This window comes from Streptomyces sp. NPDC012466 (assembly GCF_042955215.1).
In the GTDB taxonomy this organism is placed as follows: domain Bacteria; phylum Actinomycetota; class Actinomycetes; order Streptomycetales; family Streptomycetaceae; genus Streptomyces.
In genome coordinates this window covers 136463-161850 of record NZ_JBIBEQ010000009.1, presented here as the reverse complement: position 1 = coordinate 161850, position 25388 = coordinate 136463, and the positions used below count along the sequence as shown (strand labels likewise).

The 25388-nt window shown below is 71.0% G+C and carries 22 protein-coding genes; 16 read left to right on the top strand and 6 right to left on the bottom strand.

The window, feature by feature from the left end:
• Positions 1-11: 11 nt before the first annotated feature.
• Both ACFY9E_RS30690 and ACFY9E_RS30685 read right to left on the bottom strand, forming a co-directional pair.
• Positions 12-2930: a tetratricopeptide repeat protein gene (locus ACFY9E_RS30690; RefSeq protein ID WP_390989399.1), complete on the bottom strand. Its 2919-nt coding sequence runs from the start codon at positions 2928-2930 to the stop codon at positions 12-14.
• A complete protein-coding gene (locus ACFY9E_RS30685; RefSeq protein WP_390989612.1) occupies positions 2927-4765 on the bottom strand; it encodes an HSP90 family protein in 1839 nt (612 codons plus the stop codon). Before ACFY9E_RS30685 ends, ACFY9E_RS30690 begins: the two co-directional genes overlap by 4 nt.
• Before the next feature lie 187 nt (positions 4766-4952).
• Between ACFY9E_RS30685 and recG the strand changes: the two genes are divergently transcribed.
• From recG to mutM, 8 genes are all read left to right on the top strand, one after another.
• Positions 4953-7181: an ATP-dependent DNA helicase RecG gene (gene recG / locus ACFY9E_RS30680; protein ID WP_390989397.1), complete on the top strand. Its 2229-nt coding sequence runs from the start codon at positions 4953-4955 to the stop codon at positions 7179-7181.
• 106 nt (positions 7182-7287) lie between these two features.
• Positions 7288-7875, top strand: a complete 588-nt coding sequence (rsmD, locus tag ACFY9E_RS30675; protein ID WP_390989396.1) for a 16S rRNA (guanine(966)-N(2))-methyltransferase RsmD — start codon at positions 7288-7290, stop codon at positions 7873-7875.
• Positions 7876-7901: 26 nt separating this feature from the next.
• Positions 7902-8381: a pantetheine-phosphate adenylyltransferase gene (gene coaD, locus ACFY9E_RS30670; protein WP_104781443.1), complete on the top strand. Its 480-nt coding sequence runs from the start codon at positions 7902-7904 to the stop codon at positions 8379-8381.
• A gap of 121 nt (positions 8382-8502) precedes the next feature.
• Positions 8503-9573 (top strand): ATP synthase F0 subunit B, encoded by a 1071-nt coding sequence (locus tag ACFY9E_RS30665; protein ID WP_390989394.1) that lies wholly within the window; start codon positions 8503-8505, stop codon positions 9571-9573.
• Positions 9574-9701: 128 nt separating this feature from the next.
• Positions 9702-10346 (top strand): YceD family protein, encoded by a 645-nt coding sequence (locus ACFY9E_RS30660; RefSeq protein WP_390989392.1) that lies wholly within the window; start codon positions 9702-9704, stop codon positions 10344-10346.
• Positions 10347-10348: 2 nt separating this feature from the next.
• A complete protein-coding gene (gene rpmF / locus ACFY9E_RS30655; RefSeq protein ID WP_007493396.1) occupies positions 10349-10522 on the top strand; it encodes a 50S ribosomal protein L32 in 174 nt (57 codons plus the stop codon).
• A 7-nt stretch (positions 10523-10529) separates the two neighbouring features.
• Positions 10530-11381, top strand: a complete 852-nt coding sequence (gene rnc, locus ACFY9E_RS30650) for a ribonuclease III (protein ID WP_390989390.1) — start codon at positions 10530-10532, stop codon at positions 11379-11381.
• 105 nt (positions 11382-11486) lie between these two features.
• Positions 11487-12347 (top strand): bifunctional DNA-formamidopyrimidine glycosylase/DNA-(apurinic or apyrimidinic site) lyase, encoded by an 861-nt coding sequence (gene mutM, locus ACFY9E_RS30645; RefSeq protein WP_390989389.1) that lies wholly within the window; start codon positions 11487-11489, stop codon positions 12345-12347.
• Here the strand turns inward: mutM and ACFY9E_RS30640 are convergent.
• Entirely contained in the window at positions 12337-12735 is a 399-nt protein-coding gene (locus tag ACFY9E_RS30640; protein WP_390989386.1) for a winged helix-turn-helix transcriptional regulator, read from the bottom strand. The two genes, mutM and ACFY9E_RS30640, sit on opposite strands and share 11 nt — an antisense overlap.
• A gap of 107 nt (positions 12736-12842) precedes the next feature.
• Between ACFY9E_RS30640 and ACFY9E_RS30635 the strand changes: the two genes are divergently transcribed.
• Positions 12843-13427: an NAD(P)H-dependent oxidoreductase gene (locus tag ACFY9E_RS30635; RefSeq protein ID WP_390989384.1), complete on the top strand. Its 585-nt coding sequence runs from the start codon at positions 12843-12845 to the stop codon at positions 13425-13427.
• Positions 13428-14533: 1106 nt separating this feature from the next.
• Here the strand turns inward: ACFY9E_RS30635 and ACFY9E_RS30630 are convergent.
• A complete protein-coding gene (locus tag ACFY9E_RS30630; RefSeq protein WP_390989382.1) occupies positions 14534-15091 on the bottom strand; it encodes an AAA family ATPase in 558 nt (185 codons plus the stop codon).
• Complete coding sequence (locus ACFY9E_RS30625) at positions 15088-15846, bottom strand: UTRA domain-containing protein (protein WP_390989381.1); 759 nt, start codon at positions 15844-15846, stop codon at positions 15088-15090. Before ACFY9E_RS30625 ends, ACFY9E_RS30630 begins: the two co-directional genes overlap by 4 nt.
• Positions 15847-16036: 190 nt before the next feature.
• Between ACFY9E_RS30625 and ACFY9E_RS30620 the strand changes: the two genes are divergently transcribed.
• Genes ACFY9E_RS30620 through ACFY9E_RS30605 form a run of 4 tightly spaced genes read left to right on the top strand, consistent with a single transcriptional unit; the run spans position 16037 to position 19420 of the window.
• Positions 16037-16564 (top strand): hypothetical protein, encoded by a 528-nt coding sequence (locus ACFY9E_RS30620; RefSeq protein WP_390989379.1) that lies wholly within the window; start codon positions 16037-16039, stop codon positions 16562-16564.
• A 26-nt stretch (positions 16565-16590) separates the two neighbouring features.
• On the top strand, positions 16591-17988 hold the full coding sequence (gene repSA, locus ACFY9E_RS30615) for a replication initiator protein RepSA (RefSeq protein WP_390989610.1): 1398 nt from the start codon (positions 16591-16593) through the stop codon (positions 17986-17988).
• Positions 17985-18179: a helix-turn-helix domain-containing protein gene (locus tag ACFY9E_RS30610; RefSeq protein ID WP_365420006.1), complete on the top strand. Its 195-nt coding sequence runs from the start codon at positions 17985-17987 to the stop codon at positions 18177-18179. Before repSA ends, ACFY9E_RS30610 begins: the two co-directional genes overlap by 4 nt.
• A complete protein-coding gene (locus ACFY9E_RS30605; protein ID WP_390989377.1) occupies positions 18179-19420 on the top strand; it encodes a tyrosine-type recombinase/integrase in 1242 nt (413 codons plus the stop codon). Before ACFY9E_RS30610 ends, ACFY9E_RS30605 begins: the two co-directional genes overlap by 1 nt.
• Before the next feature lie 20 nt (positions 19421-19440).
• On the opposite strand, the gene ACFY9E_RS30600 is transcribed toward ACFY9E_RS30605, so the two are convergent.
• On the bottom strand, positions 19441-20568 hold the full coding sequence (locus ACFY9E_RS30600; RefSeq protein ID WP_390989375.1) for a CAP domain-containing protein: 1128 nt from the start codon (positions 20566-20568) through the stop codon (positions 19441-19443).
• Between the two features lie 161 nt (positions 20569-20729).
• Between ACFY9E_RS30600 and ACFY9E_RS30595 the strand changes: the two genes are divergently transcribed.
• From ACFY9E_RS30595 to smc, 3 genes are all read left to right on the top strand, one after another.
• Positions 20730-21011 carry an acylphosphatase gene (locus ACFY9E_RS30595; RefSeq protein WP_390989373.1) on the top strand — a complete coding sequence of 94 codons (282 nt, stop codon included), beginning with the start codon at positions 20730-20732 and terminating at the stop codon, positions 21009-21011.
• 377 nt (positions 21012-21388) lie between these two features.
• Complete coding sequence (locus tag ACFY9E_RS30590; protein ID WP_030852030.1) at positions 21389-21592, top strand: hypothetical protein; 204 nt, start codon at positions 21389-21391, stop codon at positions 21590-21592.
• 212 nt (positions 21593-21804) lie between these two features.
• Complete coding sequence (smc, locus tag ACFY9E_RS30585; protein WP_390989371.1) at positions 21805-25374, top strand: chromosome segregation protein SMC; 3570 nt, start codon at positions 21805-21807, stop codon at positions 25372-25374.
• Positions 25375-25388: the final 14 nt, after the last annotated feature.

The following is a 25388-nucleotide window of genomic DNA, read 5'->3' as shown; positions in this document are numbered from 1 at the left end:
GCCCGGCCCGCTCAGTCCGGCCGCCGTGCCGGCAGGCGGAGCAGTTCTTCCGCCTCCAACCGCCGAACCCGCACCACATCGTCCTCACCGGCACCGTGCCCCTCGTAGGCGGCCAGCACGGCACGCGCGCGTGCCATCGCGTCGGCGGGGCGGCCCAGGTCGGCCTCCAGCCGGCCCGCCGCGAGTTCCGCTCCGGTGCGGCTGTGCAGGGCGTCGTCCCCGAGAGAGGTGAACACCTCCGCCGACCGCACCACTTGAGCCAGTGCCTCCTCGAACACGGCCCGGGCCGCAGGGCCTTCGGCGTCCTCGGAGGCGGAGCGGACCAGCAGATCGCCGAACTGACCGTGGGTATGGCCCAGTTCGGCGACGAGCTGCTGCCGGGACTCCCCGTCGGACGCCGCATCCCGGGCCGCCTCGCACTCCCGGACCGCCTCCGCCATCAGGTTCCGTGCCGCTCCCGGCCCGTCCTCCGCGTGCAGCGCCAGCCAGGCGCGGGCCCGCAGGGAGCGGACCAGGCCGGTCGTGTTGCCGAGGTCGCGCCACAGGGCGCCCGCGCGCGCGTAGGCCCGGTCCGCCTCGGCGGGCAGCCCGGCCTGCCCGAGGGACTCCCCGGCCAGGTGGGCGAGGGTCGCGTGGTCGTGCTGCTCGGGCCAGTGACGGGCGATCTCGGCGGCCTGCAGGCGCCGTTCGGCGGCCGCGCGGTGCTCGCCGAGCTCGCTCAGGCAGTCACCGAGCCACCACTGCGTCTGCACGACCGCCCCGTCGCCGTGAGTCTCGGCGGTCAGGTCCGGCAGCGCCGACTCCAGCACCTCCGCGGCCTCGGCCCACCGCCCCTGCCGCAGCAGATGGCCGCCGAGCTGCTGTCGCGCCCAGGCACCCAGCGTCGCCGTCTCGCCCGCCTCGTCGGCCCAGTGCGCCGCCTCCAGGGCGTGCCGGGCGGCCTCCACGGCGTCGCCCCGGCCACCGACGACCTCGGCGAGCTGGAGGTGCAGCTGGGCCCGTCCGGGCGCCTCCAGCTCCGCTCCGCCGTGGTCCAGGGCCGCCCGCAGCGCCCGCTCCGCCTCCGCCGTGTCGCCGAGGTGGTGGGCCAGGGAGGCCAGCCGGGCCTCGTACTCCACCGCGAACCACGGCAGCCCCGCCTCGACGAACGCCGCCGCGCCCCGGGCGAACAGCTCCGCGGCCGTCTCCAGGTCCCCTGCGAGGCCCGCCAGCTCCCCGAGCATCGCCCGGGCCTCGGCGGCCCGCGCGGCCAGCCGCACGTCCTCCGCGGTCCGGCCGCCGACCAGGGCGAGGACCTCCCGGACGGCCGCCTCGGCCTCGGCCCGCACCGCGCTGTCGCCCTCGCCGTCGTGCGCCCGCCGCGTCAGGATCCGCGCCCGGCTCATCACGACGGCCGCGGTCTGCCGTATCCCCGTGCCGTCGGCGGCGTACAGGGCGAGGACCTCGTCGTACGGACCCGTCACCGCCGCGACGGCGCCGTCCACGTCGCCCGCGAGCGCGCGGACGTACGCCCCACGCGCGCGTGCCGCGAGGGCCTCGCCCGGGTCGCCCGCCTCCGAGTAGAGGCCGGCGGCCTGTTCGAAGAGGGCGATGCCCTCGGGGCCGAGGGACATCGCCTCGTGGTCGGCCATCTCCGCACGGTCGCGCGGCTCCAGTTCGACGCCCCGCGCGGCCTCGGCTACCGCCGCCCACGCCTCCACGGCGCCCGGCTGCAGGGTGTCCGACAGCCTCCGTGCCTCGGTCAGGAGGGCGGGCAGATCCGGCTGCCGGGTGACGGGGGCCGGAGCCGCGGGGGGAGCGGGCGGGGGCGCCTGCCGCACCGGCCGCACCCCCAGCGGCAGCCGTTCCACCAGCGGTCGCCGCGCCATACGCGCGCGTGCCCGTTCGCTCACGTGCGTGGTCCCGTTGCGCTCGTCGAAGCGCGCCGCCAGGGCGAGGGCCTCCTCGCGCGCGTGCGTCGCGAGGGCGCGTGCGGTCCACTCCCGGCCGGCCGGGCCCGGCACCTGCCGCTCGCCCAGCCCGAGCCCGGTCAGGCGGTCCATGAGCAGGGCCACCACGCTCATGAAGTCCAGCTTGCTCTGCGGATGCCCGTCACCGGTGAAGTACGCCGGCCGCTCGGCGAGCAGTTCGAGGCCCCGCGCCTCGTTGCCGGTCAGCGCGCAGAACTCCACGTGCTCCGCGTACGCGCCGCGCATGCTCTCCATCGTCCGGACGAGCCGCAAGCCCCGCAGGTGGTGGGCGCGGGCCTCGTCCAGGCGGCCCAGCCGCAGCAGCGGCACCAGGGAGGACGCGAGGGCCGAGTGCGGCTCGTGGGCGCAGGCGTACTCGCCCTCCAGCACCGGCCGCCACAGCTCCAGGGCCTGAGCGTCCCGCCCCTGCTCCGCCTGCCACCAGCCTTGACCGTGCAGCTCGCAGGCGTGGCAGTCGGCCATGCCGTCCCGGTCGGCGGCCAGCCACGCGGCGTACGCCCGCTCGGCCCGCGCCACGTCCCCGACATGCGCGGCCACACTGTGCTCGGCGCTGCGCACCGCCCGTTCGGAGTGCCCGGCGAGCCGGTAGCGGTGCTCCATCTCGCCGAGCCACTTCTCGATCGACGTGAGCGGGATGTGCGGCTGGTCCAGCATGCCGGCCGAGACCCACTTGAAGACCCAGTGCAGCGAGTGGGTCTCGTACGCGTCGAAGTCCTCGGGCCGTTCGTCCCACATGCGCAGCAGCCGCGCGAAGGGGACGAACATCTTCCCCTTCTCGGAGCTGTAGTTGTAGACCTTCAGCTGATGGCCGAGGGCCTCGATCACGGCGAGCGGGATGTTCAGCTTCTCGGCCGCCGTCAGCAGCTGCTCCGCGCGCGCGTTGCGGGCCGGCCCCTCCGGCCGCCCGGCGTTCTCCGCCATCGCCTCGCGCAGCGCGTCGAAGTCCAGGATCTCGCTCATGCCCGACCGTCCTCGCTGTGCGTGGCCCACTCCAGGAGGCCGATGAACGCGCGGTTGAGCAGCGCCGAGTCGGCCGGCCTCAGCGGCCGCTGCGCCATCAGCAGCGCCTGCCCGTACAGCGACTCCGTGGCGGTGCCGATCAGCTCCGGGTCGGGCAGCGCGGCGATCCGCCGCACGAGCGGGTTGAGATGGTTCAGCACCAGACGCGCGCGGGGGGCGCTGCCGCGCAGGGAGCCGAGGATGCCCGCCCACAGGTCGTCGGCCTGCGCCTCGGCGTCCGCCCTGGCCTGCTCGTGCCGGGCGTCCCGGTCGTCGAGGTGCAGCGCGGGCAGGGACAGCGGGTGGAAGGCCCGCAGGACGACGTCGCAGCCGAGCGGGTCGAGCCGGGCCCGGGCCGCCGCCAGGAAGCCGGACAGGGCCAGCTCCTCGGCCGGGTCGACCGCGTCCAGATGCGCGGTCACCGTCTCCGCGTCCAGCTCGGCGACCACCGTGCCCGGCCGCACCGACGGCAGCGCCCGCACCAGCTCGCTGTCGTACGTGTAACCGCCGTTGATCACGCCGATGCCCTGCGCGGACGCGATCGGCGCGACCTGCCGGTACTCCTCGACGGTCCGCGTGTAGTGCACCACCGCATGCCGCTGCGCGAACTCCTCCAGGGACAGCCGCCCGCCGGTCGTCTCGAACGGCAGCCACGGCAGCATCGTGCGCAGCATCTCCCGGTCGTGCCGGGCCAGCGACTTCACGCCCAGGTGGTGCACCGACAGGAACGCGGCCAGCCGCTCCGGGTCACCGGCCGCCAGCCCCGTCAGCCAGGTCCGGATCCGCTCGCCCAGCGCCTCCCGCACACCGGCCAGCGTCTCGTCCTCGTACAGCGCCTCGCGAGACGCCGTGGGCCGCAGGCTGTCCGTGTCGAGCACGCAGCGCACGAAGAACGCCCAGTCGGGCAGCAGCTGTTCGGCCCGCTCGGTCAGCAGCATGCCCTTCAGATGCACGCGGTGACCCGCGCGCTGGGCCGGGCTCACCGCCGAGGGCAGCACGTAGGCCACCCCGCGGATGCCGGCCACCGGCACGGACAGGTCGATCGTGTCCAGCGGGGTGAAGCCGAACAGCTCGTGGCAGTGCCGGGCGAGGGCGACGCGGCGGGCGGCCGGGCCCGGGTACGGACGGTCCCAGGGTGCCGGAAGGTCGGTGACCGCCTCGTCTCCGACCCGCACGTCGTACGGCAGCAGCGAACCGAAGTCCCGGGCCAGCGTCTCGACCCGCCCGGGCGCGAGCCACTCCGCGGCGCCCGCCCGGGCCACCAGATGCACGGTGGTGCCCGGTTCGGGCCGCTCGGTGTCCGGCAGCGTCCGCACGGTGTACGAACCGTCCTCGGACGCCGTCCACTCCACCGGCGGCGCCCCGGGCGTACGGGCGCTGCGGCTGACGACCCGGATCCGCTCGGCGACGACGAAACAGGCCAGCAGCCCGATCCCGAACTGCCCGAGGAAGTCGGACCGGACCTCCTGAAGCCCCTCGGCGCGCTTCGAACTGCGCCCGATGGTGGCCAGCAGGCTGTGCACGTCCGCCTCGGTGAGCCCCACGCCGGTGTCCTCGACACGCAGGGCGCCGCCCTCCGCGTACAGCCGGACCCGGGCAGGGGCGCCGGGCTCGTCCGCGCGTCTGGCCGTGATGGCGTCCACGGCGTTCTGCAGCAGCTCGCGCAGATACACCTTCGGACTGGAGTAGAGGTGCTGGGAGAGCAGGTCCACCATGCCGCGCAGGTCGACCTGGAAGGTATGAGGTGAAGGGGGCGATGGGGAGGGCTGGGATGCCTGTGAGGTCTGGGAGTCCATCATCACGGCGCCGGTGGGGGACTCGCGACGGCGCGGGGTCGGGCGGTCCCGGTGAGGCGGTGACCGCGAAGAAGGGCCGGGAGCGCGTCATCCTAAGGCCCGAACCAGCCGCCTGACCAGGGGTTTCCGGGATCTTTACGGCGATCCGGCCGCAGCCTGGAAGTCATTGTCAGTGGCGTGGTGTGCAATGGATCTCGTGCCCGCACTGGAAGAACCCCTGCGCCAACCGCTGAAGTCGGTGCTCGGCCCCGCCACCGCGAAGGTGATGGCCGAGCACCTCGGCCTGCTGACCGTCGGCGACCTCCTCCACCACTACCCGCGCAGATACGAGGAGCGCGGCCAGCTCACCCACCTTGCCGATCTCCCGATGGACGAGCACGTCACGGTGGTCGCGCAGGTCGCCGACGCCCGCCTGCACACCTTCGCCTCCGCCAAGGCCCCGCGCGGCAAGGGCCAGCGCCTGGAGGTCACGATCACGGACGGCAGCGGCCGGCTCCAACTGGTCTTCTTCGGCGCCGGAGTCCACAAGCCCCACAAGGAACTCCTGCCGGGCACCCGCGCGATGTTCGCGGGCAAGGTCTCCGTCTTCAACCGCCGCCTCCAACTCGCGCACCCTGCCTACGAGTTGCTGCGCGGTGACCCGGAGGAGTCCGTCGAGACCTGGGCGGGCGCCCTGATCCCGATCTACCCTGCCACCGCCAAGCTGGAGTCCTGGAAGATCGGCAAGGCGATCCAGACGGTCCTGCCCACCGCCCAGGAGGCCGTCGACCCGCTCCCCGACACCCTGCGTCAGGGCCGCGGCCTGGTGCCCCTCCCCGAGGCCCTCCTCAAGATCCACCGCCCGCACACCAAGGCGGACATCGAGGACGCCCGCTCCCGCCTCAAGTGGGACGAGGCCTTCGTCCTCCAGGTCGCCCTGGCCCGCCGCCGCCACGCGGACGCCCAACTCCCCGCCGTCCCCCGCAAGCCCGCCCCCGACGGCCTCCTCACCGCCTTCGACGCCCGCCTCCCCTTCACCCTCACCGACGGCCAGCAGCGCGTCTCCCGGGAGATCTTCGACGACCTGGCCACCGATCACCCGATGCACCGGCTGCTGCAGGGGGAGGTCGGTTCCGGGAAGACCATGGTCGCCCTGCGCGCCATGCTCGCCGTGGTCGACGCGGGCGGCCAGGCCGCCATGCTCGCGCCCACCGAAGTGCTCGCGCAGCAGCATCACCGGTCCATCGTCGAGATGATGGGCGAGCTGGCCGAGGGCGGCATGCTGGGCGGGTCCGAGCAGGCCACCAAGGTGGTGCTGCTCACCGGTTCCATGGGGACGGCCGCCCGGCGGCACGCCCTGCTCGACCTCACCACCGGCGAGGCCGGCATCGTCATCGGCACGCACGCGCTGATCGAGGACAAGGTGCAGTTCCACGACCTGGGCCTGGTCGTGGTCGACGAACAGCACCGCTTCGGCGTCGAGCAGCGCGACGCCCTGCGCGGCAAGGGCAAACAGCCCCCGCACCTCCTGGTCATGACGGCCACGCCCATCCCGCGCACGGTCGCCATGACCGTCTTCGGCGACCTGGAGACCTCCGTCCTGGACCAGCTCCCGGCCGGCCGCTCGCCGATCGCCAGCCATGTCGTCCCGGCCGCCGACAAGCCCCACTTCCTGTCCCGCGCGTGGGAGAGGGTCCGCGAGGAGGTGGAGAACGGCCATCAGGCGTACGTCGTCTGCCCCCGCATCGGCGACGAGGAGGACGACCCTAAGAAGGCCGGCAGGAAGAAGGCCCCGCAGCCCCCGGAGGACGCCGCGGAGAAGCGCCCGCCGCTCGCCGTCCTCGAGGTGGCCGACCAGCTGTCCAAGGGCCCGCTCCAGGGCCTCCGGGTCGAGGTCCTGCACGGCAGGATGCACCCCGACGACAAGGACGCCGTCATGCGCCGCTTCGCCGCCGGCGAGACCCACGTCCTGGTCGCCACGACGGTCATCGAGGTCGGCGTCAACGTCCCCAACGCCACCGCCATGGTGATCATGGACGCCGACCGCTTCGGCGTCTCCCAGCTCCACCAGCTGCGCGGTCGCGTGGGCCGCGGCTCGGCCCCCGGCCTGTGCCTCCTGGTCACCGAGATGCCCGAGGCGAGCCCGGCCCGCCAGCGCCTGGGCGCGGTCGCCGCCACCCTCGACGGCTTCGAACTGTCCCGCATCGACCTCGAACAACGCCGCGAGGGCGACGTCCTGGGCCAGGCCCAGTCGGGCGCCCGCACCTCCCTGAGGATGCTCGCGGTCATCGAGGACGAGGAGATCATCGCCGAGGCGAGACAGGAGGCGACCGCGGTGGTGGCGGCCGACCCGGAGCTGACCGGCCTGCCCGGCTTGCGCACGGCCCTCGACGCCCTTCTGGACGAGGAGAGAGAGCAGTACTTGGACAAGGGGTGAGTACGGCCACCTCAGGGGCGCGGGGCGTAATCCATATGCGGCTACCACCGCGAGGGCGCGACCAGCCACACTGAAACTTGATGCGACCCACGACCAAGGACGACAGATGACCCGCGTGATCGCCGGCCAGGCCGGCGGACGCCGCCTGGCCGTTCCGCCAGGGACGGGAACCCGCCCCACCTCCGACCGAGCCCGGGAGGGCCTCTTCTCCACCTGGCAGTCGCTCCTCGGCGGCCCCCTGGAAGGTGAACGCGTCCTCGACCTCTACGCCGGCTCGGGGGCCGTCGGCCTGGAGGCCCTCTCCCGGGGCGCCGGCCACGCCCTCCTCGTGGAGGCCGATGCCAAAGCCGTCCGCACGGTCCGCGAGAACGTGAAGAGTCTCGGGCTCCCCGGCGCGGAGGTCAGATCGGGCAAAGCGGAACAGATCATCCGCACGGCACCCCCCGGTGACCCGTACGACCTCGTCTTCCTCGACCCGCCGTACGCCGTCTCGGACGACGATCTTCGGGAGATCCTCCTCACACTCCGCACGGAGGGGTGGCTCACCGGGGAAGCCCTCGTCACCGTGGAGCGCAGCACCAGAGGCGGTGAATTCCGGTGGCCCGAGGGTTTCGAACCCCTCCGGGCCCGTCGCTACGGCGAGGGAACGTTTTGGTACGGTCGCGCCGCCTCTACGTGCGAAGACGCACGATGACCGGACCGGAGAGCGAGGGATCACAAGTGCGCCGCGCCGTCTGTCCCGGGTCGTTCGACCCGATCACCAACGGACACCTCGACATCATCTCCCGCGCCTCCAGGCTGTATGACGAGGTCTACGTCGCGGTGATGATCAACCAGGCCAAGAAGGGCCTGTTCGAGATCGAGGAGCGGATCGACCTGATCCGCCGGGTCACCGCCGAGTACGGCAACGTCCGCGTGGAGGCCTTCCACGGCCTGCTCGTCGACTTCTGCAAGCAGCGCGACATCCCCGCCATCGTCAAGGGCCTGCGCGCGGTCAGCGACTTCGACTACGAGCTGCAGATGGCCCAGATGAACAACGGCCTCTCGGGTGTGGAGACCCTCTTCATCCCCACCAACCCCACCTACAGCTTCCTGTCGTCCTCCCTGGTCAAGGAGGTCGCGACCTGGGGTGGCGACGTCTCCCACCTGGTCCCGGCGGAGGTCCTCCAGGAGCTCACCGAGCGCCTGCGCAAGGACTGAGGTCGCCCCGGGCCTCCCACGGGGTCCTGACTGCCCGTCACCCGGTGTCCCGGGGCGACCTCATGGCCGTACAGTCGTCCCGTCCGTCTCCAACGCATCTGTAGAGAGTGGCGAGCACACGGTGGACGTGCAGAAGAAGCTCGACGAGATCGTCTCCGCGGTCTCCGGCGCCCGGTCCATGCCCATGTCGGCCTCGTGCGTGGTCAACCGCGCCGACCTGCTCGCGATGCTGGAAGAGGTGCGCGCGGCCCTGCCCGACTCCCTCGCCCAGGCGCAGGAGCTGATCGGCGGCCGTGAGCAGATGGTCGAGCAGGCCCGCCAGGAGGCTCAGCGGATCATCGAGAGCGCGCACGCCGAACGCGGCTCGCTGATCTCCGGCACCGAGATCGCCCGCCGCTCCCAGGCCGAGGCCGACCGGATCCTCGCCGAGGCCCGCCAGGAGGCCGAGGAGATCCGCGCCGAGGCCGACGAGTACGTCGATTCCAAGCTCGCCAACTTCGAGGTCGTCCTCACCAAGACCCTGGGTTCCGTCGGCCGCGGCCGCGAGAAGCTCCTGGGCACCGGCCCCGGCACCGACGAGCAGGGCTACGAGGATGAGGACGCCCCCGAGCGCAGCCACGACCCGGAGACCCAGCGCCGCAGCGCCGACGAGTACGTCGACGTCAAGCTCGGCGCCTTCGAGGCGGTCCTCGCCAAGACCCTGGAGGCGGTCGGCCGCGGCCGGCAGAAGCTGCACGGCCGGATCGCCACCGACGACCTCGGCGCCCTCGCCCACGACGCGAGCACCGTCCAGCACTCCAGCGACGCCGACTACCTCGCCGACCTGGCCGCCCTCGCGGAAAAGCCCCCGGCCGAGCGGCCCGCGGCTCGGGAGGACTACGGGCAGCCGCAGCCGGCGTACGCCCCCGTCCAGCAGCAGCCCGACCCGTACGCGGGTTACCCGCAGCAGGCCTACGCCGCCCAGCAGGACCAGTACGGCTACCCGCAGGTCGATCCCTACGCCTACCAGGGCTACGACCCCCAGCAGGCCGCCTACGACCCGCACCAGGCCCAGCAGCAGGCGCAGCAGGCCCAGGAACAGGTGCAGCAGGCCCAGCAGGGGTACGCCCTCGACGAGACCAGCCTCTTCGACACCGGCATGATCAGCGCCGAGCAGCTGCGGGCCTACGAGCAGGGCCGCGGCCAGGGCTGAGCACCGGATTGGGCCGACAGCGAAAGGTCCAGTATCCTGGCTCTTCGGTCGCGCGTACGTCCGCGATCAACGCTGCCCGGAACACCGAAGGGCGGCGGCTCCCCGAGTTCCACAGATCGAAAGCAGGAATGGCTCTGAACGCCCGCCTCGACCACCGCAACCCCCTCGTGTTCGACACGCACGAGCTGGGCCGGCGGCCTGGTGCGCTCCAGCGCCTGACCCGCACGGTCGACGCTCCCAAGGACCTCGGTCTCAAGGGAGTCATCGGAGTGCCGGAAGGCGCCCCGGTGGAACTCGAACTCCGCCTGGAGTCGGTCATGGAAGGGGTGCTCGTCACAGGCACCGCCCGTGCCGCGGCCGAAGGGGAGTGCGTAAGGTGTCTGGAGCCGCTCGAGCAGGAGCTCGAAGCGGATTTCCAGGAGATGTTCTCGTACCCTGACGCCGATGACCGGGGCCGCGTGATCGCGGAACCGGGCGACGACGCCGAGGACGACGAGGACAGGCTCTTCCTCGAGGACGGCTTGTTCGACCTCGAGCCCGTGCTGCGTGATGCGGTGGTGCTCGCACTGCCGATGCAGCCGGTGTGCCGGGAAGACTGCCCCGGTCTGTGCGCCGAATGCGGCGCGCGGCTGGCGGACGACCCGGACCACCACCACGACGCCGTCGACATCCGTTGGGCGGCATTGCAGGGACTCGCCGGCACCATGAAGGACGGCGAGAAGGACGAGATGAGCGGCGCCGAAGCGGGCGTCGACGAGAAGCAGGAGAAGTAGCCGTGGCTGTTCCGAAGCGGAAGATGTCGCGCAGCAACACGCGCCACCGCCGGTCGCAGTGGAAGGCTGCGGTCCCCACCCTGGTTGCGTGCGAGCGCTGCCACGAGCCCAAGCTGCAGCACATCGCGTGCCCGTCGTGCGGCACCTACAACAAGCGCCAGGTCCTCGAGGTCTGAGCGGCTGGTGAGAGGCACTGTGTCCACGCCTAAGAACAAGTCTTCCCGTGTGAGCGGGAGTGCTCCGGCGGACAACAACCAGGCCTCGTCCCACACGCTTCTGGAAGGGCGGCTCGGCTACAAGCTCGAGTCCGCCCTTCTGGTGCGCGCACTGACCCACCGGTCGTACGCATACGAGAACGGCGGTCTGCCGACCAACGAGCGCCTGGAGTTCCTCGGGGACTCCGTCCTCGGCCTCGTGGTCACGGACACGCTGTACCGCACCCACCCCGACCTGCCGGAAGGCCAACTGGCCAAACTGCGGGCCGCGGTGGTCAACTCGCGTGCACTCGCCGAAGTGGGCCGCGGGCTCGACCTGGGCTCCTTCATCCGGCTCGGCCGGGGTGAAGAGGGCACGGGCGGCCGGGACAAGGCGTCCATCCTCGCCGACACCCTCGAAGCGGTGATCGGCGCGGTCTACCTCGACCAGGGCCTGGACTCGGCGGCGGAGCTCGTGCACCGCCTGTTCGACCCCCTGATCGAGAAATCCTCGAATCTCGGAGCCGGCCTGGACTGGAAGACCAGTCTCCAGGAGCTCACCGCGACCGAGGGGCTCGGCGTTCCCGAGTACCTGGTCACGGAGACCGGCCCGGACCACGAGAAGACCTTCACTGCTGCCGCCCGCGTCGGAGGCGTCTCGTACGGCACCGGCACCGGCCGCAGCAAGAAGGAGGCGGAGCAGCAAGCCGCCGAGTCCGCATGGCGGTCCATCCGGGCCGCGGCGGACGAGCGCGCCAAGGCGGCGAAAGCCGCGGAGGCGACGCAGACGGCAGCCGCTCAGGCCGCCCACGAAGCCGTCGACGCCGCCGCCGACGGCTGACCGCCGCCGCCCTGCACCGGGCGGCATGTGTGCAGCGCACCCGAGCGCCCGCCCCTGCCCGGGGCGGGCGCTCGCGCCATCCACAGGTTTGTGACGGGGGACCCCATGCCCGAGTTGCCCGAGGTCGAGGTCGTACGGCGCGGTCTCGAGCGGTGGGTCGCCCACCGCACCGTCGCCGAGGCCGAGGTGCTGCACCCGCGTGCGGTGCGCCGCCACCTCGCGGGCGCCGACGACTTCGCGCACCGCCTGAAGGGCCACCGCATCGGCGTCCCCAGCCGTCGCGGCAAGTACCTGTGGCTGCCCCTGGAGGACACGGACCAGTCGATCCTCGCCCACCTCGGCATGAGCGGCCAGCTCCTGGTCCAGCCGCACACGGCCCCGGACGAGAAGCACCTGCGCATCCGGGTCCGTTTCACCGACGCCCTGGACACCGAACTCCGCTTCGTCGACCAGCGGACCTTCGGCGGTCTGTCGCTGCACGAGAACACCCCCGAGGGCCTGCCCGACGTCATCGCGCACATCGCCCGCGACCCGCTCGACGAGCTCTTCGACGACGAGGCCTTCCACCAGGCGCTGCGCCGCAAGCGGTCCACGATCAAACGCGCCCTGCTCGACCAGTCGCTGATCAGCGGCGTCGGCAACATCTACGCGGACGAAGCGCTGTGGCGCGCCCGCATCCACTACGAGCGCCCGACCGCGACCTTCACGCGCCCGCGCACCCTGCTGCTCCTGGGCCATGTGCGGGACGTGATGAACGCCGCCCTCGCGGTGGGCGGCACCAGCTTCGACAGCCTGTACGTCAACGTCAACGGCGAATCCGGCTACTTCGACCGGTCGCTCGACGCGTACGGCCGCGAGGGCCTGCCCTGCCGGCGCTGCGGCACGCCCATGCGGCGGCGGCCCTGGATGAACCGGTCGAGCTACTTCTGCCCGAAGTGCCAGCGGCCGCCGCGGATCACGCCCTAGCGGAGTCGTACCGCTCGCGCGCGGCCAGGACGTCGTCCATGCTGCCCTCCACGAAGTGGATGAGGGCGAGCAGGCGCTCGGCCACGGCGCGTCCCAGCGGCGTCAGTTCGTAGTCCACGCGGGGCGGGTTGGTGGGCTGGGCCTCGCGGTGGACCAAGCCGTCGCGCTCCAGGGCGTGCAGGGTCTGGGACAGCATCTTCTCGCTCACCCCGTCGACGCGGCGGCGCAGCTCGTTGAAGCGCAGCGAGCCCTCGTACAGGGCGCCGAGCGTGAGGCCGCCCCAACGGCCCGTGATGTGCTCCAGCGTGCCGCGCGACGGACAGGCCTTGGCGAACACGTTGTACGGGAGGTCGTCCAGCCCCTCCGCGAGCTCCTGGGTGGTGGTCATATGCCCAGCCTACGTCAGCGCAGCGCTAACCAACAGGTTGCACTAACCAGAAGTTAGTGCTTTCCTTTGGTCATCTTCAGCCACCTGCCTATTTCAGGAGCACTCACGTGACCACCCCTGTCGTCTCCCTCGCCTACCACTCCGGCTACGGCCACACCGCCGTGATCGCCGAGGCCGTCCGTGCCGGTGCCGTCGAAGCCGGTGCCGAGGTCCATCTGATCAGGGTCGACGAGATCACCGAGGAACAGTGGGCGATCCTCGACCGCTCGGACGCCATCGTGTTCGGATCGCCGACCTACATGGGCACCGCGTCCGGCGCCTTCCACGTCTTCGCGGAGGCCACCTCCAAGCGCTGGGCCACCCAGGCCTGGAAGGACAAGCTGGCCGCGGGCTTCACCAACTCCGCGTCCAAGAGCGGCGACAAGCTGCACACCCTGCAGTACTTCCAGATCCTCGCCGCGCAGCTCGGCATGCACTGGGTCAGCCTCGGTCTGCTCCCGGGCTGGAACAGCAGCACCGGCTCCGAGCACGACCTGAACCGTCTCGGCGTCTTCCTGGGCGCGGCCGCTCAGACCAACGCCGACGAGGGCCCGGACGCCGTCCACAAGGCCGACATCGCCACCGCCGAGCAGCTGGGCCGCCGCGTGACGGAGACGGCCAGGGTGTTCCTCAAGGGCCTGGCCGCCGCCTGAGCGTCGTCCGCGGGGTCTAGTAGCCGAAGAAGTGATGGGCCGGGTCTCTGACCTGCGGCCCCGTAATCGATCAACACTGCGACCTGCGACTTAGCTGTCGGTGGTTGTCAGTGTTGGTCGTCGTTGAGCGCCCTTCGACGGCCCAGAGACGGCCCCATTCCGAAAACACGGGCAGATGGGTGTTGGGCCGCTGATACGGTCCCCATGTGGTGGATCTTGTGGGGGTGCTTCAGCTCCTCGGCGCTGGCAGCGCGGGGGCAGTTGTTGCCCAGTACGTCAGTGCCGCTCCGGAGCGTCGCCAGGCTCGTGCCGCTGCTCGCACCGCAATGACGACTCTGGAAGAAGCGGTTTGGTCCCAAGGCGACCCTGAAGAGTGGCGACGGCTACGCAGAGCGGTTCACGCTTTTGAGTCAGCCGCCATGATCGCCGGGGTGCCACGCGAAGTATCTGAGTGGTACACGCGGACTCGTGTGGCCTTCTACTTGGAAAGTCGGCGCAGCTTTGAGGAGTACCCCGATCCTGAGTACGGCGGGGGCCTGGCAACCCGGTATGTCAGAGGCTTGAACGCGGCGAGCGAGGTTGTCTATCACTCGCTCTGGCATCCACAACGTTCCCGACTCCTCTGGAAAGCACGTCTTAAGAGAGCCATGGCGGACGCCCGAGCTGCTGTAGCCGATTCCCCTGAGCTTCTTCGGCACCTCAACGAAGGCGCCAGGATCTGAGGGCTCGGACTAGGTCGGCGGAGCGGCTTTGGGCGGGAGCTGCTTTGGGGCGAGTGATCATGGCCCCGTAAGCTTCCGGCGCGTCGGGCAGTCTGTGGACCTGCCCGTTAAAGCACGACGTTGGGGCCATGATCTTAGAGGCTCGCCCCAAAGTGGCTGCCTAAAGCCGTGGAGCCGACCGCCCCAGCCACGACGTGTTCTGACCTCATGCCGTCGGCCTACCCATACCAGGGCGCGCGTCGGCGCAGCGCGGGCGGAGCGGGCCGAAGGCAGGAGCGGCGCCCGGAGCGGAGCCGGGAAGCGCGCCCGGCGGAGCGGAGCGCAGCCGGGGCTTGATGAGGTAGAGAAACCTGTAACTCGTGCCCTGGCGGTCTCTTGTCCCGGCTATGAGCGGCTCAGCTCTGACTGCAGTGCCTTAAGGACAGACTCAGGGTCGCCGTCATAGACAAGGTGCGGTTCGTCGGGCTTCGGGGCAACGAACCGCTTGCGATAGCGGATTAGGTCGCTCTCGGCGAAGTAGATCGAGTTCGGGTCGTCCTCATGCCGAGCATTGCGCTTGCTCACGCGGGACCACAGTTCCTCGTGGCTGGCCTCGAGGTAAACCACCACCGAGACTCCTCCACCTTCAGTCGCAACCGAGCGCCAGTGAGCACGGTCTTCCGGCGTCCAGAAGCCATGGTCGACCACCACATCGTGCCCGGCCTGGAGCTGGTCACGGAGTGCCACTGCTGTCTCTTCGAGGATCGGTCGCTCAAGGGTCGGGAACGTTCCTCGGGGGAAGTCCACCCCGTACACCCCGTGTCGGCGGAACATCTCCTCATCCGGGCAGAGTCGGACGAACCCTCGTGCTGTCAGCGCACGGGCCAGAGTGGTCTTCCCTGAGCCGGGGAGCCCCGCCATGAGGACGCAGAACGGTTGACGAGCGCTGTCCACGGCGGTCACTGGGCGACTTCCGATGCCGTCTGCCACGTACGGCCGGGGCCGCCGAGGTCGACACCGTACTCAACGACCGTGCCCTCACTGTCGACGAACTTCGCAGTCATGACGACCACGGGGTCCTGCGGCGCCGCCTCGGGATCCAGCTCCAACAACTGCGCGTCCTCGGGCGTGAGCAACCGAGCCGACGCGGTGTCGAACCGGTGCGTGATGGGGCGTCCGGTTGCCTGGGCGATGAGTTGCAGCGACGTTCCGCCGGTCAGTCGCTCACTGCTCGTGAGCTGTGGGATCAGCTCTCCGTACCGGACGGGAATCCATGAGGTCGAGTGCGCGACGATTCCATGCCGGTCGCGGTAGACCCGGCTGCGCCGGATCACGCTGGAACCGGGCTTGAGGTCCAGCGCTTGCGCCACGTCCGCGGGCGCCGGCACCACCGACGCCTGATGGGAATCGGACCGTTCGCCGGTTCCCCAGCTGGACCCGGTTCGGCGGCCTCGGTCTTGGCGCTGAGCCCCAGAGGACATAGGCGCGGGACGGTCCAAAACCTCGGTCCCGATGCCGTGGATGCCCCTGACGAGGCCCTCGTTACGCAACTTCCGCAAGGCCTTCTCCGCAGTCGCGGTGCTGACGCTCCACTCCTGCGAAAGGGTCTTGATGCTTGGCAGAAGCGAGCCCGGCTGGAGTTCGCCAGACGTGATCAGCTCCGCGTAGTGGGCGGCAATCTGCGCATAGGGCGCTCGATTGTCTGCCTGGTCGGCCATTGCGTCAGCTCCCTTGTCCGTGGCTACTTCCCTAGCGTACCGCTTGACACCCTAAGGTGCCCTAGGGAACCTTAGGGATGTAGCACCGCAAGGACGAGAGATCTGGCACCACCAAACCTCTGCCCAGGGACGGCGCCTCAACCGCCAAGAAGAACCGCCGCCCCTGGCTCCCTCGAAGGGAAGTCCCATCATGCCCGCAACCATGGTTGCTGAGCACGTCTCCTCGGCCGGTTTACCTGTGCCGTCCGTATCGGTCGAAGACCTGTCTAACGGAGAGCGGACTGTGGCGCTGTACGCCTCAGATCTGCCGGACGGCTACCGGTACAAGCGCGGCGACGAAGCGCACCTCATTGCCTGGATCATCCAGGGCGTCAATCGGGTGGGCCTGGACCGGCTCCGTGACATCGCTGCTCTAGAGGCCGGATACCGGCGCTGCCGTGCACGGAAGAGGGCCACGGCCGAACAGAATCGGGCTCACGCCGAGCGGTTCCCCAGCCCCACGCGCGACCGGCGGGCCGCGGAGCTGGCGGCGCTCGTCACGCTGTTCGTTCCGGTGAACGATGAGGCCCGGGAACGGGGCCTTCGCTTCCTTTTGGACGGACCGTGCCCCGCGTGCCACGACACCCGGCGGGTGTGGGCGTGCTGGGCCGTCGACGTGGATGCGGACTGGTACGAGGAGGGCTACGGTCCCTGCTCGCTGTGCGGGGGTGCCGCGTGACGGTGTTCCCCGTCCCCCCGGAGGCCGTGGCCGGTGCTGCGGCCTCCCTGGGGGTTAACCCTGTGACCCTGGCAGACCTGCTGCGAGTGGCGAACACGTCAGGCTTCGACCGGTGGCAGGAACAAGTGCGCCGTACTGGCGGCTGCGCCAACCCGATCCGGCTTATGGGCCAGACGGTGACCCGCGATGCCGCGACCGGTGACGTCCTGTACTCCTACAGCACCGAACATGAGCCGGGCGGCATGCTGCGGGTCGCCTGTGGTAACCGGCGGGCCTCACGCTGCCCAGCATGCGCCTGGACCTACGCGGGCGACACCTATCACCTGATCCGGGCCGGGATCACGGGCGACGAACGCAAAGACGTGCCCGCGACCGTGCGGGACCACCCGCGCGTCTTTGCCACCCTCACCGCGCCGTCGTTCGGCCCGGTCCACAATCGCCCCGACTCCGGACGCTGCCGCTGCGGGACCGTCCATGCCGAGGATGATCCAGCGCTCGGTACGGCCCTCGACCCGGAGCGGTACGACTACGCGGGGTCGGTCCTGTTCAACAACTACGCCGGTGACCTGTGGCGGCGCTTCACCATCTACTTGCGTCGGGAGATCGCCGCACGGGCGGGCCTGACACAGTCGGCGCTGCGAGAGGTATGCCGGGTCTCCTTCGGCAAGGTCGCTGAGTTCCAGAAGCGCGGGGCAGTGCACTTCCACGCCGTGGTGCGCCTGGACGGCCCGGCCGGTCCCGACACTGCTCCGCCAGCGTGGGCCACGGTGGCTCTTCTGGACGGTGCGATCCGGGCCGCCGCCGGGCGGGTCTCGGTGCGAGTGCCTGTCTCCGGTGACCACCCGGCGCGGGTCCTGCGCTGGGGCTCTCAGGTCGACGTGCAGGCCATCGGGGCTATGGGGCACGAGGAACTGACCGAACAGGCCGTCGCCTCCTACGTGGCCAAGTACGCCACCAAGGCGGCTGAGACCACAGGCACGGTGGATCGCCGGATCGGGGAGCTGCCCGAGCTGGACAAGCTGCCGCTGCCTGCGCACACCCGGCGGCTCATCGAAGCGTGCTGGGCGTTGGATGACGCGTACCCGGAACGGCTGCTGGCCCGGTGGGCTCACATGCTCGGCTTCCGCGGCCACTTCTCCACCAAATCCCGCAGCTACTCGACGACCCTCGGCACGCTGCGCCAGGCGCGGGCTGACTTCCGCGCCCGGCAGGAACGCCGCGAACGCGGGCTCTCCGAAGACTTCGACGACACGGACGGCTCCACGCTCGTCCTCGCCCACTGGACGTACGCCGGACAGGGCCACAGCCCCGGCGAATCCTGGCTCGCCGCCAGCATCGCCCGAGACCTGCGCCTGAATCGCGAGACAGCACGCGAAGCACTCGCTGACCTGCACGACATGGACGACGTGGAGGTGTGGGCTTGAAGCGCTCGCTGCCCGACCGCTACCTGACCCCCGTCGACCTGGCCGACCTCCTCGGCGTCCCCGTCGAGACCGTCTACCAGTGGCGCCGCAAGCAGACCGGACCGCGCGGCTTCCGCGTCGGCCGGCACCTTCGCTTCGACCCCGAAGACGTCCGCGTCTGGGTCGAGTCCCAGATGGAAGAGGCAGCCTGATGGCCGGACACGTGCAAGACCGCTGGTACAAGGTGGAGCCCGGTGCCGACGGCAAGACCGTCAAGGTCAAGACCGACCGCTTTGGCGTCGGCCTGCGCTATCGCGCCCGATACGTCGGCCCCGACGGCTCCGAGAAGTCCAAGAGCTTCCCTGACAAGCAGAAGCGCAAGGCGGAGCAGTGGTTGGCGAACATCGAGGCCGACATGTCGCGGGGGGACTACGTGGACCCCGGAGCTGGCAAGGTCACGTTCGAGCAGTACGCCACTGAGTGGATGGCCTCGCAGATCACTGACCCGCTGACTCGCGAGGCGGTGGAGAGTCGTCTGCGACTCCACGCGATCCCGTACCTGGGCACGCGGCCTCTAGCGTCCTTCACCCCGTCCCATCTGCGCGTCTGGTTGCGGACGCTGGAGGACCGCGGGCTCTCCGCCGGGTACCGGCGCGGCATCTTCGCCCACGTGTCGACGGTGTTCACCGCCGCCGTGGAAGACCGGATCATCCGCGCCAACCCATGCAGCGCTCGGTCCGTGCGGGCGCCGCGTCTAGAGCCTCGCAAGGTCAAGCCTTGGCCTGCTGAGCGGATCATGGATGTGCGCTCGGCCCTGCCGGACCGCTACCAGGCGCTCGTCAACGTCGCTGCCGGATGCGGACTACGTCAGGGAGAGGTCTTCGGCCTGGCCGTGGAAGACGTCGACTTCCTCGGGGGAGTGGTCCACGTAGTGCGGCAGGTCAAGCTACTGCGGCAGCACCGGCCGGTGTTCGCTCCTCCGAAGGGCGGCAAGGAACGGGATGTGCCACTGCCGCAGTCCGTCGCCTTCGCCTTGGCCGCTCACCTCAAGCGCCACCCCGCGACGCGGATCACGCTTCCGTGGAAGAACCTCGACGGTCCGCCGGTCACGGCATCGCTCATCTTCACTGGGCCTGCCGGACTGCCGCTCGACCGGAACCGCTTTAACGATCGCGTCTGGCGGCCGGCGCTTCGGGCCGCGAGTGTCGAGACCGGGCGGGACAACGGCATGCACGCCTTGCGGCACTTCTATGCCTCGGTCCTGCTGGACGCGGGGGAGAGCATCAAGGCTCTCAGCGAGTACCTGGGACACCACGACCCCGGCTTCACCCTGCGGACGTACACGCACCTGATGCCGTCGAGCGGGACCCGGACCCGGGCCGCTGTGGACCGCGTCTTCTCGGATGGGGAAGCCGCCGCTGACGGCCCGGACGCGGCCCACGAGGGTGCCTAGCCCGCTGACCTGCGGTTATCTCAATAGCCGAAGTTCTGGGTCCACCAGGGGCCGCCCGAGCCGAGCTCGACACCGACGCCCAGCGTCTTGAAGTCGCAGTTCAGTATGTTCGCGCGGTGGCCGGGGCTGTTCATCCAGGCGTCCATCACGGCCGCGGCGTCGGCCTGGCCGCGGGCGATGTTCTCACCGCCCAGGTTGGATATCCCGGCCTTCTCGGCCCGGTCCCAGGGCGTGCGGCCGTCCGGGTCGGTGTGGTCGAAGAAGCCCCGCGCGGCCATGTCCTCGCTGTAGCTCTGGGCCAGGCCGGTCAGGGCGCTGTTGGCGGCGACCGGACTGCAGCCCACCTTGGCCCGCTCCTCGTTCACGAGGCTGAGCACCTGGGCCGCGGCGCTGGATTCGCCGGACAGGGCGGCGGAAGCGCTGGGCTTCCGCGGCGCCTTCGTGGCCGTGCGTGAGGGCGTGTCGTCCGGCTTCTCGCTCGGGGTGGCCGCCGGCTTCTTCTTCTCCGGAGTCTTCTCCTGCGTCTTCTCCGGCTTCTCCGGCGTCTTCGTCGGCGCGGCCGACGACTTCGAGGCGGACGGCGACGGCGAGCCGGCACGCTCGGCGTTCCGGCTGGTGGACGCCTCGTCTCGGCTTTCGGCGCTGCCCGAGGTGCCGCCCTGCTCGATCGGGGTGTTCGTCGGCGTGTCCCCAGCCTGGACCTTGTCGGCTCCGCCGTTGCCGCCGAGCTGGTAGTTCTCGAGACCGGGCACGGCGCCCGTGGCGACCGCGACCGTGCCGAGGGCGACGGCGGCGGAGACACCGAGCAGTCCGGTGCGCATGGGCCGGGCGGCCTTCTTGCGGCGGCGGTGCGAACCCGCGCGCCGGGCGCCGCCGTCGGGTGTGAAGCCGTCGCTCGCGAAAACGGCCGAGTCTTCGTAGCGGTCACCCGCGGCGGCCGCCTCCGCCCCGAACAGGTAGGCCTCGCTCTTCGCGTAGCTGTGGGCGTACGCCTCCGGGTTCAGATAGGGCGCGATGCCCATCGTCGGGGCGTCGTCCGCGCCGGAGTACAGCGGATCGTGGCCCTCCGCGAAGCCGTCGGCGTGGGTGGTTCCCGTGGCGCGGCCCGTGGCGGCGCGGCCGGCGTCGGAGCGTCGGTGGCGTCCCATGTCCTGGCCTTCCTCGTCCTGGCGGTCGACTCGTCCTCGAGATCAACACCAAACTCACTCGATCGTGTGAGTTTCATATGAGATTCGTTGAGGGGGGACGGTACCGCATGGCGCAAGGGGAGGAAGTGCCCGGAGAGAGATTGGGCGGTTAGGTTGCAGTCATGAGCGAGGATGTGCGATTGGTCGCCTGGGTGCGTGGACGCGTCCAAGGTGTGGGTTTCCGCTGGTTCACGCGGGCCAAGGCATTGGAGATCGGTGGCCTGAGTGGCTTTGCTCTCAATTTGGGCGACGGACGGGTTCAGGTGGTCGCCGAGGGCGGGCGCCAGGGCTGCGAAGGCCTGCTGGAGTGGCTCCGGAGTGACGACACGCCCGGCCGCGTGGACGGCGTCACCGAGATCTGGGACACACCTCGCGGCGGTTATGACGGCTTCGCCGTCCGGTGATCACCCCCGCCGGGCGGTGGCCGGCGCCGCCCGACAGCGGCTCGCTCACGACCGCCCCGGAGGGAAACTCCCTGGTGATTGCCGGAACCGCTTGCCTTGGCCCGCTCCACACGCAAGGATGATCGCCACGCCCCGAGGGCCCCGCAGAAGCCGCAGTACGGCCGTTCCAGGCCGCGCGTGCCCGGGTCGCCCCCAATACGGGGCGTGATCGTGTTGACCGTCAAACTTTTTGGTGAGACGCTGAAAGCCCCGCGCACCTTAGCTGTTTGGCATGGCTGAACGGCAGTACAACTCCAGGCCCTGCCAAGACCGCGGGTGCGAATCCCTCACGACCCACACCGCAGCGGTCGGTCACGCATTGTGGAGGACCATCCATCATGGCAAAGGCGCTTCTCGGTTACGTCGGCGGCTCCGACCCGCGACTCCTCGCCGAGATGCGACGGCTCCAGCAGCGCGTCCAGGACCTGGAATCCGAGCTCGGACGAATCCAGGCCGAGAACGAAGCGCTGACGGCTGCCGCTTCTCACGACAGGATCATGGAGAGCGTTGACGCACACCAGGCGGAGCCTGCGCTCACCTGATCACTGCATCGCTCCACAACAGCACAGCAGTGGTTGGGCCGCCCGTCACAACCGCCTAGTTGTCAGAAGTGCAAGGGACGCCCTGTCGGCGTCCCTTCTTTCTTGCCCCCGCATCCTTTCACCGTCTTTAACGTCTGATGTGCCCTGCGTGTTCAGCGGCGAAACCGCGGGTTCATGGAGTGAGACCGACCCGGGCGGTAGAGTCCGGCGGCGTGCACCTCAAGGCCCTGACCCTCCGCGGGTTCAAGTCGTTCGCCTCTGCGACCACCCTCCGGTTCGAGCCGGGGATCACGTGCGTCGTCGGACCGAACGGCTCGGGCAAGTCCAACGTCGTCGACGCGCTCAGCTGGGTCATGGGCGAGCAGGGCGCCAAGTCGCTGCGCGGCGGCAAGATGGAGGACGTCATCTTCGCCGGCACCACCGGCCGCCCCCCGCTGGGCCGCGCCGAGGTGTCCCTGACCATCGACAACTCCGACGGGGCCCTGCCCATCGAGTACGCCGAGGTCACCATCACGCGGATCATGTTCCGCAACGGCGGCAGCGAGTACCAGATCAACGGCGACACCTGCCGTCTCCTCGACATCCAGGACCTCCTCTCCGACTCCGGCATCGGCCGCGAGATGCACGTGATCGTCGGGCAGGGCCAGCTCGACTCCGTGCTGCACGCCGATCCCATGGGCCGCCGCGCCTTCATCGAGGAGGCCGCCGGCGTCCTCAAGCACCGCAAGCGCAAGGAGAAGGCGCTGCGGAAGCTGGACGCGATGCAGGCCAACCTCGCCCGTGTGCAGGACCTCACCGACGAACTCCGACGCCAGCTCAAGCCGCTCGGCCGCCAGGCCGCCGTCGCCCGCAGGGCCGCCGTCATCCAGGCCGACCTGCGCGACGCCCGCCTGCGCCTCCTCGCCGACGACCTCGTACGGCTCCGGGAAGCCCTCAACGCCGAGGTCGCCGACGAGGCCGCGCTGAAGGAGCGCAAGGAGTCCGCGGAGCAGGAGCTGCGCAAGGCACTCCAGCGCGAGGCCCTCCTGGAGGACGAGGTCCGGCGGCTCGCGCCGCGCCTCCAGCGGGCCCAGCAGACCTGGTACGAGCTCTCCCAGCTCGCCGAACGGGTACGCGGCACGATCTCGCTGGCCGATGCCCGGGTGAAGAGCGCCACCTCCGCGCCCCCCGAGGAGCGGCGCGGCCGCGACCCCGAGGACATGGAACGTGAGGCCGCCCGCATCCGCGAGCAGGAGGCCGAGCTGGAAGCGGCCCTGGAGGCGGCCGAACGCGCCCTGGAGGACACGGTCGCCCACCGCGCCGAGCTGGAACGCGCGCTCACCCAGGAGGAACGGCGTCTGAAGGACGCCGCCCGCGCCATCGCCGACCGGCGTGAGGGCCTGGCCCGGCTCGGCGGCCAGGTCAACGCCGCCCGCTCGCGCGCGGCCTCCGCCCAGGCCGAGATCGAACGCCTGGCCGCCGCGCGCGACGAGGCGCAGGAACGTGCCGTCGCCGCCCAGGAGGAGTACGAGGCACTCAAGGCCGAGGTCGACGGCCTCGACGCCGGCGACGCGGAGCTCTCCGAGCTGCACGAGGCGGCGAAGCAGCGGCTGGCCGAGGCCGAGGCCGCCCTCACGGCGGCGCGCGAGGACGCCACGGCGGCGGAACGCAAGCGGGCCGCCACCCAGGCCCGTCACGAAACCCTGGCACTCGGTCTGCGCCGCAAGGACGGCACCGGGATACTGCTCGCAGCGAAGGACCGCCTCTCCGGCCTGCTCGGCCCGGCGGCGGAACTCCTCACGGTGACCCCGGGGCACGAGGTCGCCCTGGCCGCGGCGTTCGGGGCGGCGGCGGACGCCATCGCGGTGGCGAGCCCGGCATCGGCGGCGGACGCGATCAGACTCCTGCGCAAACAGGACGGAGGCCGGGCGACACTGCTCCTGGCGGGAGACGCTCACCCCGGAGGCGCGGCGGGCGGCCCCGACGGACCCGCGGACGCCGGTCACACCTTCGCCGCGGAACTGGTCCGCGGCCCTTCCGACCTCATGCCGGCCGTCCGCCGCCTCCTTGACGGCATCGTCGTCGTCGGCACCCTCGAAGACGCCGAAGACCTCGTCTACTCCCACCCCGGCCTCACCGCGGTCACCGCCGAGGGTGACCTCCTGGGCGCGCACTTCGCCCATGGCGGCTCCGCCGGCGCCCCCAGCCTCCTGGAGGTCCAGGCCTCCGTCGACGAGGCCGCCGCCGAGCTCGAAGAGCTGGCGGTCCGCTGCGAGGAGCTCACCGAGGCCCAGCACACGGCCGTCGAACGGCGCACGGAGTGTGCCGCGCAGGTCGAGGAACTGGGGGAGCGGCGCCGGGCCGCCGACCGGGAGAAGTCGTCCGTCGCCCAGCAGCTCGGCCGCCTCGCCGGACAGGCGCGCGGAGCGGCGGGGGAGGCCGAGCGGTCCGCCGCCGCCGCGGCCCGGGCACAGGAGGCCCTCGACAAGGCGCTCCAGGAGGTCGAGGAACTCGCCGAGCGGCTCGCCGTCGCCGAGGAGATGCCGATCGAGGAGGAGCCCGACACCTCCGGACGGGACCGGCTCGCAGCCGACGGTGCCAACGCCCGCCAGACCGAGATGGAGGCACGTCTCCAGGTCCGTACGCACGAGGAACGTGTCAAGGGACTGGCGGGCCGGGCCGACTCCCTGGACCGGGCCGCCCGCGCGGAGCGCGAGGCACGCGCGCGTGCCGAGCAGCGGCGGGCCCGGCTGCGGCACGAGGCGGCCGTCGCCGAGGCCGTCGGCGCGGGTGCCCGGCAACTGCTCGCGCACGTCGAGGTCTCCCTGGCCCGGGCCGACGAGGAGCGCACCGCCGCCGAGGCCGCCAAGGCCCGCCGGGAGCAGGAACTCGTCCGCGCCCGCACCGAGGGACGCGACCTCAAGGCCGAGCTCGACAAGTTGACGGATTCGGTCCACCGTGGCGAGGTACTCGGCGCCGAGAAGCGGCTGCGCATCGAGCAGCTGGAGACCAAGGCGCTGGAGGAGCTGGGTGTCGAACCGGCCGGACTGGTGGCGGAGTACGGGCCGCGCCAGCTCGTGCCGCCCTCGCCCCCCGCCGAGGGCGAGGAGCTGCCGGAGGACCCGGAGCACCCGCGCAACCGGCCCCGGCCGTTCGTCCGGGCCGAGCAGGAGAAGCGTCTGAAGGCCGCCGAGCGTGCCTACCAGCAGCTCGGCAAGGTGAATCCGCTCGCCCTGGAGGAGTTCGCGGCGCTGGAGGAACGCCACCAGTTCCTCAGCGAGCAGCTCGAGGACCTGAAGAAGACGCGAGCGGACCTCCTGCAGGTGGTGAAGGAGGTCGACGAGCGCGTCGAGCAGGTCTTCACCGAGGCCTACCGCGACACGGCCCGGGAGTTCGAGGGCGTCTTCAGCCGGCTGTTCCCCGGTGGTGAGGGGCGGCTGGTGCTGACCGACCCCGACAACATGCTCACCACGGGCGTGGACGTCGAGGCGCGGCCGCCGGGCAAGAAGGTCAAGCGGCTGTCGCTGCTCTCGGGCGGGGAGCGGTCGCTGACGGCGGTGGCGATGCTCGTGTCGATCTTCAAGGCGCGGCCCAGTCCGTTCTACGTCATGGACGAGGTCGAGGCCGCCCTCGACGACACCAACCTCCAGCGGCTCATCCGGATCATGCAGGAGCTCCAGGAAGCCTCCCAGCTGATCGTGATCACCCACCAGAAGCGCACGATGGAGGTCGCCGACGCGCTCTACGGCGTCTCCATGCAGGGCGACGGTGTGTCGAAGGTCATCAGCCAGCGCCTTCGCTAGGTGCGTGGCCCATA